The 12,124-nt window shown below is 52.8% G+C and carries 15 protein-coding genes and 1 pseudogene; 9 read left to right on the top strand and 7 right to left on the bottom strand.

Annotation, left to right across the window (positions count from 1 at the left end):
• Positions 1–38: 38 nt before the first annotated feature.
• Both Q3Y66_RS20025 and Q3Y66_RS20030 read right to left on the bottom strand, forming a co-directional pair.
• Positions 39–1,188 (bottom strand): annotated as a pseudogene (locus tag Q3Y66_RS20025) (IS3 family transposase).
• A 40-nt stretch (positions 1,189–1,228) separates the two neighbouring features.
• On the bottom strand, positions 1,229–1,399 hold the full coding sequence (locus Q3Y66_RS20030) for a hypothetical protein (protein WP_008958462.1): 171 nt from the start codon (positions 1,397–1,399) through the stop codon (positions 1,229–1,231).
• A gap of 233 nt (positions 1,400–1,632) precedes the next feature.
• Between Q3Y66_RS20030 and Q3Y66_RS20035 the strand changes: the two genes are divergently transcribed.
• From Q3Y66_RS20035 to Q3Y66_RS20050, 4 genes are all read left to right on the top strand, one after another.
• Positions 1,633–1,926: a hypothetical protein gene (locus Q3Y66_RS20035; RefSeq protein WP_008958461.1), complete on the top strand. Its 294-nt coding sequence runs from the start codon at positions 1,633–1,635 to the stop codon at positions 1,924–1,926.
• Positions 1,927–2,010: 84 nt separating this feature from the next.
• Positions 2,011–2,259, top strand: coding sequence for a helix-turn-helix domain-containing protein (locus Q3Y66_RS20040; protein WP_008958460.1), 249 nt, complete (start codon positions 2,011–2,013; stop codon positions 2,257–2,259).
• Between the two features lie 107 nt (positions 2,260–2,366).
• Positions 2,367–2,699, top strand: coding sequence for a hypothetical protein (locus Q3Y66_RS20045; protein ID WP_139041569.1), 333 nt, complete (start codon positions 2,367–2,369; stop codon positions 2,697–2,699).
• A gap of 12 nt (positions 2,700–2,711) precedes the next feature.
• Positions 2,712–3,398, top strand: a complete 687-nt coding sequence (locus Q3Y66_RS20050) for a hypothetical protein (RefSeq protein ID WP_008958458.1) — start codon at positions 2,712–2,714, stop codon at positions 3,396–3,398.
• Between the two features lie 39 nt (positions 3,399–3,437).
• On the opposite strand, the gene Q3Y66_RS20055 is transcribed toward Q3Y66_RS20050, so the two are convergent.
• Entirely contained in the window at positions 3,438–4,100 is a 663-nt protein-coding gene (locus tag Q3Y66_RS20055) for an SOS response-associated peptidase (RefSeq protein ID WP_008958457.1), read from the bottom strand.
• A gap of 51 nt (positions 4,101–4,151) precedes the next feature.
• On the opposite strand from Q3Y66_RS20055, the gene Q3Y66_RS20060 reads away from it, so the two are divergent.
• Positions 4,152–4,355, top strand: coding sequence for a hypothetical protein (locus Q3Y66_RS20060; RefSeq protein WP_008958456.1), 204 nt, complete (start codon positions 4,152–4,154; stop codon positions 4,353–4,355).
• Between the two features lie 44 nt (positions 4,356–4,399).
• On the opposite strand, the gene Q3Y66_RS20065 is transcribed toward Q3Y66_RS20060, so the two are convergent.
• Positions 4,400–5,896 carry a hypothetical protein gene (locus Q3Y66_RS20065; protein WP_139041568.1) on the bottom strand — a complete coding sequence of 499 codons (1,497 nt, stop codon included), beginning with the start codon at positions 5,894–5,896 and terminating at the stop codon, positions 4,400–4,402.
• Between the two features lie 387 nt (positions 5,897–6,283).
• Between Q3Y66_RS20065 and Q3Y66_RS20070 the strand changes: the two genes are divergently transcribed.
• Both Q3Y66_RS20070 and Q3Y66_RS20075 read left to right on the top strand, forming a co-directional pair.
• The gene (locus Q3Y66_RS20070; protein WP_008958454.1) at positions 6,284–6,790 is read left to right on the top strand and encodes a LexA family transcriptional regulator; all 507 of its coding nucleotides are present in this window, start codon (positions 6,284–6,286) and stop codon (positions 6,788–6,790) included.
• A 37-nt stretch (positions 6,791–6,827) separates the two neighbouring features.
• Entirely contained in the window at positions 6,828–8,051 is a 1,224-nt protein-coding gene (locus Q3Y66_RS20075) for a Y-family DNA polymerase (RefSeq protein WP_238528550.1), read from the top strand.
• 352 nt (positions 8,052–8,403) lie between these two features.
• Here Q3Y66_RS20075 and Q3Y66_RS20080 read toward each other — a convergent pair whose 3' ends face one another.
• Together Q3Y66_RS20080 and Q3Y66_RS20085 are read right to left on the bottom strand one after the other, a co-directional pair.
• Positions 8,404–8,805 (bottom strand): hypothetical protein, encoded by a 402-nt coding sequence (locus Q3Y66_RS20080; protein WP_008958451.1) that lies wholly within the window; start codon positions 8,803–8,805, stop codon positions 8,404–8,406.
• 41 nt (positions 8,806–8,846) lie between these two features.
• Complete coding sequence (locus Q3Y66_RS20085) at positions 8,847–9,059, bottom strand: hypothetical protein (protein ID WP_008958450.1); 213 nt, start codon at positions 9,057–9,059, stop codon at positions 8,847–8,849.
• 484 nt (positions 9,060–9,543) lie between these two features.
• Between Q3Y66_RS20085 and Q3Y66_RS20090 the strand changes: the two genes are divergently transcribed.
• Both Q3Y66_RS20090 and dmeF read left to right on the top strand, forming a co-directional pair.
• Entirely contained in the window at positions 9,544–9,813 is a 270-nt protein-coding gene (locus tag Q3Y66_RS20090) for a metal/formaldehyde-sensitive transcriptional repressor (RefSeq protein ID WP_008958449.1), read from the top strand.
• A gap of 102 nt (positions 9,814–9,915) precedes the next feature.
• The gene (dmeF, locus tag Q3Y66_RS20095) at positions 9,916–10,854 is read left to right on the top strand and encodes a CDF family Co(II)/Ni(II) efflux transporter DmeF (protein WP_008958448.1); all 939 of its coding nucleotides are present in this window, start codon (positions 9,916–9,918) and stop codon (positions 10,852–10,854) included.
• 332 nt (positions 10,855–11,186) lie between these two features.
• Here dmeF and Q3Y66_RS20100 read toward each other — a convergent pair whose 3' ends face one another.
• The gene (locus Q3Y66_RS20100; RefSeq protein WP_008958447.1) at positions 11,187–12,107 is read right to left on the bottom strand and encodes a bile acid:sodium symporter family protein; all 921 of its coding nucleotides are present in this window, start codon (positions 12,105–12,107) and stop codon (positions 11,187–11,189) included.
• Positions 12,108–12,124 lie beyond the last annotated feature (17 nt).

Genomic DNA, 12,124 nt, shown 5'->3' on the forward strand with positions numbered 1-12,124 from the left:
TATCTACTCGAAGATAAATCTGAATCGCCCCGGGTCTTCTAGACACCCGTCAGGCTCTGGAAATACCGCCGTTCGTACTCAACGGGTGACACGTCATCACTCGTGCCGTGGCGGCGTCTTGGGTTGTAGAACATTTCAATGTAAGCGAACACATCGCTTTTAGCAGCCTCTCGGGTTGGATAGATACGCTGCTTGATTCGCTCTCGCTTGAGGAGCTGGAAGAAGCTTTCAGCAACAGCATTGTCGTGACAGTTGCCCCGGCGGCTCATGCTGCCCTCCAGATGATTGGCCTTCAAAAAACTTTGCCAATCCGAGCTGCTGAACTGACTACCCTATCCGAATGAATCATGACGGGCTTTTGGGGCTTCCTCCGCCAGACGGCGGACAGCAAGGCATCCAGTGCCAGATCTGTCGTCATGCGAGGCTTCATTGACCATCCCACCACCTGCCGAGAGAACAGGTCGATCACCACCGACAAGTAGAGCCAGCCCTCGTAAGTGCGGATGTAAGTGATGTCGGTGACCCATGCAACGTTGGGTGCCGTTACGTCAAACTGACGATTCAGGTGGTTAGGTGATACTACCGCTGGCTTGCCGCCATAGCGGCCCGGCCGTCGCCGATAACCGGTTTGTGAACGTAGTCCTTCCTCACGCATCAGACGGGCCACTCGATGCTTGCCACAGACTTCACCGATCTCTCGCAGGTCCTGGTGAATCTTGCGATAACCGTATACACCGCCACTCTCAAGCCAGGCGTGCTTGATCAGCCCCAGTAGGCGCTGGTCGTCTCGTGCCCGGTCAGACATGGCGTTACGGCACCAGGCATAATAACCGCTGGGGTGCACGTCCATCATGCTACACAACCGGCGCACCGGATACTGATTCGCATGGTCCTGAATGAACGCGTACCTCAGTCGGACTCCCTGGCGAAGTACGCGGTGGCCTTTTTTAGTATATCTCGCTCTTCTGATACACGTTTCAGCTCCGCCTTTAATCGCCGATTCTCAGCTTGAAGGTCATCGTCCTGCTGGCGTTGTTCTGCAGGCTTGGTATAGCGCTTGAGCCACTGGTACAAACTATGGCCGGACACGCCCAACCGAGCTGCGACCTCGGCGACGGGATGGCCCCGTTCTGTGACTTGCTTGACGGCTTCGATCTTGAATTCTTCGGTATATCGTTGACGGCTCATGAGTCCTCCTAACTGCCTTCAGTATAAGGCCTGGAGGTGTCTACGGAACCCGGGGCGATTCATAGGCGAGCACAAGCGAGGTAGGTTGCTCGGTAATAATAGTTTTCAGGAGATCGATGGCCTGGCGAACGCGCTCGGGCAGAGAGGTAGAAGCAGGCTCGAATGAAGCCGGCATAGCGGTGTCGGTGTCGAGGTTGATCGCTAGGTTCATGGTATGTCTCAAGGTCGTGTAGCTGATGACCTTTATAATAATGTGCAATGCACACTTTTTCAAGCTAAACGCACACTTTTATAGCTTCTGTTAATCAGCCTGAGCGAGCAATAAACAGCCTTAAAAGCGAGACTGCATGGGGTATTGATTGTTATTACAGAAGACTTACAAACATTGCAGTCGTGTGCATTGCACATTAAACTATCAGCAGTACCTATTAAATTGGAGGCCACATGGCGAACCTCAGGGCATCAACCGTGCAGATCGAGACGATCAAGGAGCATCCTGAGATCCAGCGTCTTATTCGCGACAATGAGTGCATAGCTCAGCTGGAGCCTTGGTCTGTCATGGAGATTCACCAAGCAGTCGATGGGCTGGTAGGCATCGACCTCGACCTACGAGACTCCACGCTGTTTGGCGACTTGTTGGCGCACTTCAACCAGGACAGCTCCCCTGCTCTTCCTGAAGCGCACACACAGGAGAGAGCCAGGGATCGCGCTAGGCGCTGCTGGGGCCTTGAAGCGTAGTCTCCACCTTAGATGCGCTGTAAGGCGCCATATATGAACGAACGTTGCTGGTAGGCACCAGTAGCGATATATAGAGAGATATTAATGAGCACTTCCGAGAAACCGACGAATGAAGCTCTCCGTCAGCTTATGGAGCGGCATGGCTTGAACCAGAATCATGTGGCCACCCTGACTGGGTACAGCGTGGAGACGGTGAAGGGTTGGTTCGCCTCGCCTGGCTCGACACGGTACCGTCCTGTTCGCAAGCCCGTATTCGAGTCGGTGCGCCGCGCCATTGAGCTAGGTGAGCACTACAAGCTGGACGGGATAAAGATTCCAAAGACGAAAGGCTGAGACCGATAGAAATGGCACTGAATGATACGAGCCCGGAAGAGACGATAGTTACAAGTAACCAGCCAGTAAAGATTGACCTCGAATATACGGCCGATCGTAAAAGCGTTATGCGTTTGGTAGCGCTCATTTGCCAGGATGGCCGACTGTGGTCAGACGAGATGTATGGCTATGCTAAAGAGCGCGCAGACGAGAAAGAGCGGCTGACACTCTACCCTTTTGTGCTAATAGACATGACAGGGGAACATCGATGGTTTCAGGCTGAGTGGGGTAACGATGATCCGACAGCAACTATTATCGACTTCAAGGGCAGGCCCTTGGCAGTAGGTCACGAGGTAGAGCGTGTCGACACATTTCAGGGCCAGGATGAGCGCTCTGTGTATTCAATCTCCTCTATCCGCCCTTGGCGGGGGATAGCGGGATGGCCAAACGAAAAAAACTGATAGAGGTTCCTTATGCCCAACAGCTTGAGAAATGGTTTATCGAAAAGCGCGATGCAAGCTCTTGTCATCAATGCTTGTATCGATAGATTAGAGGATTTTCGTAAATACACTGATGAGCTGGACAGCAAATTCCATAGTGATAAACAAGCGCTTATCAATTCCTATGATTTGCCGCGTGAAAACTTCGGTCGAGATGAGCATGAATATCAAGAAATAATGGAATTTCTTTCTGATGATGTTTCGCAAATAGAAAACGTATTCGTTGGGACATTCAGAAGGTCTACCGTAGTTTCCTTATATTCTTTCCTTGAAAAGCAAATGGTCATGCTTTGCAAAAGGTTGAAGAAAAAAGATGATCTCCCGATCTCACTGGCAGACCTGCAGAAGAGTGGAGTGGAAGGCTCGAGGATTTATCTCTCGAAAATTGCTGGACTAGATTTTCAGTCCGATGGCATGAACGGCTATTGGGTGGATCTTATGAAATTTAACAAGGTTAGAAACCTGATTGTCCACGAAGAAGGCTATGTCAAAAGAAGCGAGCCACCTGCAGAACTCACATCACTTGAAGTGATAATTCGTGATACAAGCGGTCTATCTTATAGCTGGAATAATCAAATTACGGTTGAGAGAGCCTTTATTGACTCTACGATTGATACAATTGAAAAATTCCTGACTAGCCTTTACAAGCAAGCGCTTTGAGTTAAAAGCTACTTTGGCGGTTTGCGATGCATGCCTGTTCTAGCGGAGACCGGATTCTTTCGGCATTGGCTCAGCTTGTAGCCGGTGAGCAGGGTATTGCCTCATGAATGCCATGCTTTCGGCTGCTGGCGCGGTCAGCCAGTCCTTGAGCGCCCCATTCGGCAAGATGACTACCATTCTCTTCTCACTGCCCTGGCGATGGTAGTTTTTCATCATGGTGTGGTCGTCGGCGTTGATCGTGAGCATCGAATAGCTATACACGGTTTCACCGTCATGGTTGATCCAGCGCTCCCAGAGACCTGCAATGCTCATGAGCCCTCCATCTGCCCGAGTGATACGAGTCGGAATCGCTTTCCCGGAGCGCCAATCAGGTTCGTAGATCGCCTTTGCGGGAATGATGCAATGTTGCCCCAGACGCCATGCAGAACGGAATGATGGCTTTCTTGCGACCGTTTCTGTCCTCGCGTTATAAGTTCTCCTCGCCAGCTTAGTGTCCTTCGCCCAAAACGGCAGTAGGCCAAATATTCCAACCAGTGCCTCTAACGGGGGAGCTGCCTCGTCATGGGAGTCGCTCGATTGTGGCGCACGTAGAAACGGGCCGGAATACCCTGGCCAGAGTTCGCTTTGCATCTCTTGGTCTGGCGTAACTTTAAAGTCATGCAACAGCTGATCGGCATCAGGCGCCTCATATCGACTACACATGTCTCCTCCCTCCGAGTGAATCGCATTGAGCTGTGTTGCTAGGGATAACTGGTGTATCGCGCGCAAGCAAGCGTCACCTCAAGTATGGCCGAATCGGAAGATCGTCAACAGATCATAGAGCTGGTGGTGAACCATTTCCTCGCCTACATACAGCTCATTTGGCAAGTGTTCACCGAGTATTGGCTGGTCAAGGATGCGCTGGTGGAAAAGGCTAATTCTGGTGGCACCCTGCTCAAAGTCATCGCGGACGCCTAGGCCAAGGCAAAATTATCTACTCTCTGCTTGAGTTGGTGCTGATGTCATGAGCGCCAGCTGTTAGCAGGCTTGGGTATGAACGCAAGTTCATCTAGCTTGGCAGCTAGCAGATGAATCATATTGAAGTTGCTCAATTCGCCAACGAATTCTGCAATCGCGTCCAGGGGCCTTGGAAGCAGTTCCAGTGTCATTAATGCAGGATCATCTGAGAGAACCTGGTAGTAACGAGCAGTATTCAGCAACTGATCTGCACGCTGAAGAGCGACAACTGGCTGATATCCGAACTCCCTGAGGCAGCGCTCAATGGCTTGGATTGAGATCCAATAGCGGCTATGGATGTTCTCACGGGTATAGACGACGCCTAGCAAGGCCACGAGTTTCCACTCACGAGACGGCACCCCGAACATCCAGTCATATTCTGTGCGTGTTTCAACCGCGGTAGGAATGGCTTCCAGGTCCATTTTGTGAATATCTCGTTCGAGGTTGTGCCGGGCCATCGGCAAGCAGAACCGTGTTGATGTGGCCACCTTGCCAGACCTGGCATGAATACGCTGACAGGACGCGAAAAGTTCCATGGCGAGATGGCGCATCTCATGAAGATCGAGTTGCTGACGCTCTTGCTCCCAAGTTTTCTGTTGCCGATGCCGCTCGGCTTTAGCTTCGAGTTGACGTGCAACCTCGGCTTCGCGTCGTCGGTTTTCGGCCTGCTCGGTCGCTTTTTCTTTCGCCCGACGCTGCTCCTCCTCCCGTTGGCGTTTTAATTCAGCGTGTTTCTGTTCCTGAACTTTAAAATAAGCTTCCATCCGGGCATGTTGTTCACGTTGACGCTGCTCCTCTTGTTCCCTTGCGATATTCGCCTGTGCTATTCGTTTGTTGGCCTTCTCGATCTGCTGCTGGAGTCTTGGGCGTAGCTTTTCCTGCTCCGCTTCGATCTTGGGATTTACGATCCAGTAGGCCCGTTGATAGTTAAATACATGCTCTTCGAGATCGGCCGGTGTTAGATTCCGTGGTATGTCCCCCAGGTCGATTTCGATGCAGCGCTGGCCACGGGACTCAAGCCGCTGCTGCTTTTCCGCGTCGATGAAATGGGTTACGGCCACCTCGACTAGGATTTCTATCTGACCCAAGCTCACGATAAGGTCAGGGCGGATGTCCCCCAAGCTGAACTCAAGTTTTGTGTCATCCACCGGCTGCCGATCGTGGCCTGGGAAAATGACCTTAGATTCGGTGTGCTTGTAGCCAAGGCTATCCTTCGCCTCAAGTACCGCCTGAAGCAGAGGAATGGGTATTTCCTTTCGGTCTGCGATCAACTGCTTTGCGGCTAGATGTATTCCTGTTTCAGTGCCCCCAGCGCATGGTCGGGTCCCTCTGGCATGTGCGAAATAGTGACGGACAATATCCCCCATTCTCGCTTCAAGCGGTGTTCTGCATTCAGGACAGACACAGCCGCAACGGCCACCGCGTTCGGCCCTTGTGAGCTGGCTGATATGCACCAACCTGTTATTGCGTATGCCGTAAGGGATTTTTGCGCTGTTTTTCATGTAATTGCCACAAGAGAGGCCGTGCTGTGGGAGCGTGCTCGATAGCTCTACCCTGGTAAAGGGATTAGTCGGCGTGAATTACAGTGGGAAGCAAACCGCCTTGCTCGATAGTGGTGAGCTGTTGCATAAAGTAGTCGCCGTTAGTCAGGGGCTCAAAGAGGTCAGCTTCGAGATGAGTTGATCATTCGTCGTTATTGCAAAGCATTTCGCAATGATACCAACGTGGTCAGACGGGATCGCGGATATAAATCAACGATACAGTCACCTCGGCTTGGTTTACAGGTCTCTTCAAGAAGTAAGGCCAAAGCTGATAAAAAGCGATGACTACTTGCAGAGAGGTTTACTCTTCTTCGATACTGTACACAAATACAGTAAAAAGGAGGGGCTATGCTTTATACACCACGATTTGAAAGGCCAGCCTACGAAAGCGGTCAGCAGGCTGAGGCCATTGTCATATTGGGGCAGTCTTCTGACCGTTCACGCCATTTGCTCCCTTTGATGGCCGGTGAGGTCAGGGCTGGTTTTCCGATACATGCAGAGGCCGAGGTTGACCGCATCCTCGACCTTACCGATCACCTTATCCCACGTCCGAGCGCCACCTATTTCTGCCGTGCAAAGGGGGACAGCTTAGAAAAATTCCACATCCTGGATGGAGATTTGCTCATTGTTGATCGCTCGCTTGAGCCACTGGATGGTGACATTATCGTGGTGTGTCTGGATGGTGAGCTTACCTGCAAGAAACTTGGCAAATGGCAGAGCCAGCCAGCGTTATTGTCAGGTAACCCGGCCTATCAGCCGATCGCTCTCAGTGGAACCGATTGCGAGACTTGGGGAGTCGTCATTCACAACGTTCATACGCATCGCCGCAGGGGGTGTGATGATTGGCCACTGTGATTGCAACAACTTTTACGTCAGCTGCTTTCGTGTCTTCATGCCGGAGCTACGCGGTCGCCCAGTCGGGGTCTTGGCGGGGGGTGGCGGATGTATCGTGGCGCGGTCAAATGAGTTGAAAGCCCTTGGCGTGCCTAATGGCTTGCCCGCCTTCCAGCTCTCCCCTGATGTCCGTCGACAGACAGTGCTGCTTAGCTCGGCCTATGCCCTGTTTGGCGAGATGTCGCGACGGGTTGTGTCCACCATGCAGGCCCATACCGGCCCAATATCGGTGTACTCAATTGACGAGCAATTCATTGACTTGTCAGGACTGTCTACCGATGAGCTGCAAGCGCATATAACTGAACTACGGCATGTGGTCCAGCGCTCGACCGGGATACCTGTGTCGATCGGGGTGGCGCCGTCTCGCACCCTCGCGAAGGTGGCCACCGGCATTGCCAAAAAGCAGCCTGCCTTCAAAGGGGTCTGTGTCCTTGAGGCTGATCATCCCGCTACACTTGGCCACCTGGAGCGCATGCACATAACCGACCTGTGGGGCGTGGCCAAGCGAACGGGTGAGAAGCTGGAGCGTATGCGTATCCGCACCGCATTGGATCTTCGCAACGCGGAGCCAAGGGAGATCCGCAAGGGCTTTGGAGTGGTGCTCGAGCGTACCGTTTGGGAGCTACGTGGGGTTGATGTGATCCGGCTTGATGACATCGACCATAAACGTCAGAACATCATGACCAGTCGCACTTTCGGGCAGGCAACCAGCAACATGGAGGATCTGCGCGAGGCGGTGCGATCGCATGCCCAGGCTGGCGCGGAGAAGGTGCGGCGCCAGCAGTCGGTGGCACAGGCCATCATGGTCTTTCTCTCGACACCAAGGTTCCGCAGTGATCTTCCTCAGGACTACCCCAGCCTTACCCTGCCACTGCCGATGCCAACAGATGATAGCCGGGTAATAGTAGCCGCGGCCCAGCGTGCCCTGGAGATGATCTATCGCCGAGGTTATCAGTACGCCAAGGCAGGCGTCATGATGGTTGACCTGGCCGACCGTGATGGGTTGCAGATCGATATGCTGGACACCCAGGAGACTGAAGAGAGGCGTCAGCAGTCGGCAAAGCTAATGGGGGTGATGGATGCGCTCAACCGTGAGTTTGGCCGCGGCGCGGTCACGCTTGGGGGCATGAGGAAGAACGAACGATGGAGGCAGAGGGATACACGGCAGACACCGCGGTTTCTGACCTCTTGGAATGAAATACCAGAAATTAAGATGGGGTGAGGCCTGGCAATCCAAGGCTCCTCCCCGAGGCTGCCTATTCGCGGCCCTTCTTCCTTGGCGGGGGGAGAAGTCGGCTCACGAGGCGTTCGGCGAATTCCTCTGCGTCTACTGGCAGCGTGCCCCCCTCCTCCTCGATCGCGTTGGCGATAGTGGCACGCATCATGTAGGCCTGGACGTGAGGAGGAACCGGGTAGGTGCCGGCCCGCCATTCGTAAAGCCTGTTGAGGCGGTACTTGCTCCCGAGGTCATGATTCAGGAGCGCCAGCGCCTCCGCGTGCCGGCGATCGCTTCCGCTAGTGGTGAACAGTAGCCAGCTTTCTACGATGTTGATGGGTCGACCTCACTGTACGGGTTATTGATCGCGAAACGTCTTGGCCAGCTTGAGATGGTTGTCGAGGTAGTCTTGAGGGAGCCCCGCGGACATCATGGCGGCCTCCCCCGGCGTCAAAATGCCTTCCTCGGTTTCAAAGTCCTCTGCTATGCGCAAAAGTCCTTCCATGTTAAAGGGAAGCGCTGCGCCACGGAAGATGGCCGACAGGGTGCCTTGAAGCTCCGAGACGGTCGTTATTTCCTCGTGAGTGGTGCCAAAAATCCAAATGCCATCCAGGTTGAAGAAATACGTTTCCAGGGGCTCGTCATATCCAGCGACACCCCTCGCAATCCAATCGTATATGTCGTAGCCGAGCAGATCGAGGAAGCCTTCCTCCTCGTCGCTGGGTGAGTTAAGTACGTTATGAAACCCGTGTCGAGACATGTTTTCCTCCTAATTTTTGTAGAGCATACTGCATCAGTAGATCACTCGTAATCTCGTTCTTGACTCGCCGCCTCTTTGGTTTCGCATCGAGTCTCCCAGTCCGCCTCGGCAACCCAATCATTGACCCGTTGGGCTACCTTGTCCCAGCTTTCACCATTCAGCAGCTGATCGACCGCCTGCTGCTGCGCTTCCGGCTCTAGGTGGTTAAACAGAGTGCGCTGGCGAAGCTCGGCACGCGCTTCATTTGAGATCATGGCCATGTTTTCCTAGATCAGTTTCGATTATCAAGGTGCTTGCGAATCGTGAGGTAAGACAGCAAGCCGGTTACTATCCCTACGGGTGCGAGTAGCCCTATATTTGCTTGCTCTCCCAACGTCGCAACCATGTACAAAATCAGGGCACCTTGGATTCCAATTGCAACAGGGACGGCAATTAAAAACGCTTTTAGTTGGTTACCAATGACTGTCTCCTTTTCCTATGAGTCTGTTGTGTGTCAGCCAGAATTAGCAATTTTCACCATTGCTATGATTAACGTTGCTACTGCAACGCCAACCATTGCCACTGCGCCTCTTTTTTGGCCAAGATCATTTCGGACATGCGGCGCTCTTTTTACGGCTGCCGCGTGTCACGCTGGCGAGCTTCACCTACCTCTTTTCTCTTGCCAACATTTATACTGCCCCCTATTATATGTAATATACTATCCTCCAGTATAGTTCTAGCTTCATAAGAGATAGCCGCATGCATACGATCAAAGACAAATCGAAGTTATTAACCCGCGTTCGTCGCATTCAGGGGCAGACGGCCGCATTGGAAAGGCAGCTTGATGAGGAAGGCGATTGCACGGCCGTGCTGCAACAGATCGCGGCGATTCGCGGGGCGGTCAATGGACTGATGGCAACGATCATTGAGGGGCACTTGACTGATCACGTCGTCAAGGAACCTGAGCTGGAACAGCGACAACAAGACTTGGAAGCGGTGCTGCAGGTCATCAAGTCCTACCTCAAGTAGAACATCACGGAGCCGAAGCCTTAAGCAGAGCTTTGCCATCAATCGCCACCACCTTCATTGGTCGTTCTGACCATAATTTTTATCAACTCGGAGTACCGCAGGATGCATGGTCACAGGCTCGAAGAATGGCAACACAATCATGTTTTTGGTCAAGACCGTAAAAAATCCGGTGAAATACGCTCACTGATCGTCGTCGCTCTAACTGTCGTCATGATGGTGTGGGAAATTCTGGCCGGCGTCCTATACGGTTCGATGGCCCTCTTGGCCGATGGCCTTCACATGGGCTCTCATGCTGTGGCTCTGGGTATTGCAGCCTTCGCCTATGCATACGCTCGCCGCAATGCAGGCAATACACAGTTCTCATTTGGCACTGGGAAGGTCAATGCGCTAGGCGGTTTCACTGGTGCGGTCCTACTGGCAGGCTTCGCCCTGTATATGGTGATCGAAAGTATTGACCGATTCATCCACCCGGTCGACATTTCGTTTAATGGAGCTATATTCGTCGCCGTCATCGGCTTGATCGTCAATGGAGTATCAGCCTGGATACTAGGTGGGGAAGACCATGGGCATGGGCATGGGCATGAGCATCATGATCATAACCGTCGAGCGGCTTACTTCCACGTACTTGCCGATGCCTTAACTTCGGTGTTGGCGATTGCTGCCTTGCTGGCCGGAAAGTATGCGGGCTGGAACTGGATGGACCCGATCATGGGGATCGTCGGTGCGTTACTCATCACTCGCTGGTCATGGCATCTATTGAAGGACACCTCCCGCGTGCTGCTTGATCAACAGTGCAGCGACTTGGAGCACGAGGTCAGAAAATCCATCGAGAATGACGATGTACGCATCAGCGATCTGCATCTCTGGGCCATTGGCCCAAATATTCACGCCGCCATTGTCTCGATCGTTTCGCATGCTCCCGAGTCGCCTGCCTTCTATAAGCAGCGTATTCAGGCTCAGTGCCCGTCGTTGGTACACATTACAGTCGAGACACAGCGCTGTCTCACTGGTTCGGAGAATACTGACCCCATTATAAGATGAGTTGATTGAGCGGGCTGGACCGAGATAGTCGGTTTTGGTCCGGGCGAGAAAGTGGCTATGCATTTAGCTTGGCCTTGCCCTCTCTCCAAGCCATGTAAGTGCCATTGTCCATACACGTTCCAGGCTTTGTAGGTACCTTAATGGCCTGAGAGACATATCAACCAAGAAATCCGACGAAGTGGGGAGTTGTTACCTCCCCATGATGCCCAGAGATCAACCAGATATTACGGATACCCTTTATAAGTAGGCGGTGGCTTTTTTGTCGGTAAGAGTAACCTGTACACACCGTATGCAGGTTGCTCTTCTGACGGAGAGCCGATACGGCCATCCCTTCAGTGGCGGGCGAGGATCTTCGCTGCGATGGGCGAAGTGATCATTTGAATCACGGCAAAAAAAGCGGCTGGAATCGCAATTTCTGATGGCAAACCGGAAGCAGCGACAAACGCTGCGGCGATGCTGAATTCCTTTTTACTGACCGTGAAAAGATAGGTAATCACCTCTTTGCGATCGGAAGTGAGTAACCGTGAGGACATACCTACCAGGTACCCCATCAAATTGAGGCACAGGGCCGCCCCCGCAATCACAAACGCATACCAACCATAGCCAATGATCGTGGAGGCATTCGGCCCAACCACGGCGAGTAGGATCAGCAGATACAAAATTGACCCTATCCCTGCATACGCTGAATCATGCCGTGCAAAGAAAGCTGAGAACCTTGTCCGCAAGCTGACCCCAATCACGGTAGGAACAAGCACGATTAGTGTTAATTCAAGAATAATTGATCCAAGTGGCACGTCTAACTGGAGGCCGGTAAGCCATAAAAACAGGAAGGGAACAATAAACGGACATAACGCAGTGTTGACTGCGTTGAAAACAGCGGCAAGCGCCACATTGCCTTTCGCCATCAGTACCAAAAGAGGAGAGGACACATCCGTCGGCAGAGTGCCGAGCAAGGTTTGGCCAGCAGCCAGCGGGCCGCTTCCAAAAAATAGACGGCCCGTTAGCCACCCGGCAATCGACATTGGCCCATAGACCAGCCCCAATGCCAACAACTGCCGTGACGGCTTACGTAACACGATGCGCACTGCATGCGCATCAAATGTGAGGCTGATGATCAACATCAGTAATGCTAGTAATGGCCCAATCGCGAACTCAAGCATTATTCCGGTGGCCGGAAAGAGTAAACCTACCCCCGCGACGACGATTACAAACCAGACAAGGTGCGCCTCGACAAAATAAATGAATCTACCCATGGTGGATTGGACGTTCC

Origin of the sequence: Halomonas sp. HAL1, from assembly GCF_030544485.1 — a bacterium.
In the GTDB taxonomy this organism is placed as follows: Bacteria; Pseudomonadota; Gammaproteobacteria; order Pseudomonadales; family Halomonadaceae; genus Vreelandella; species Vreelandella arctica.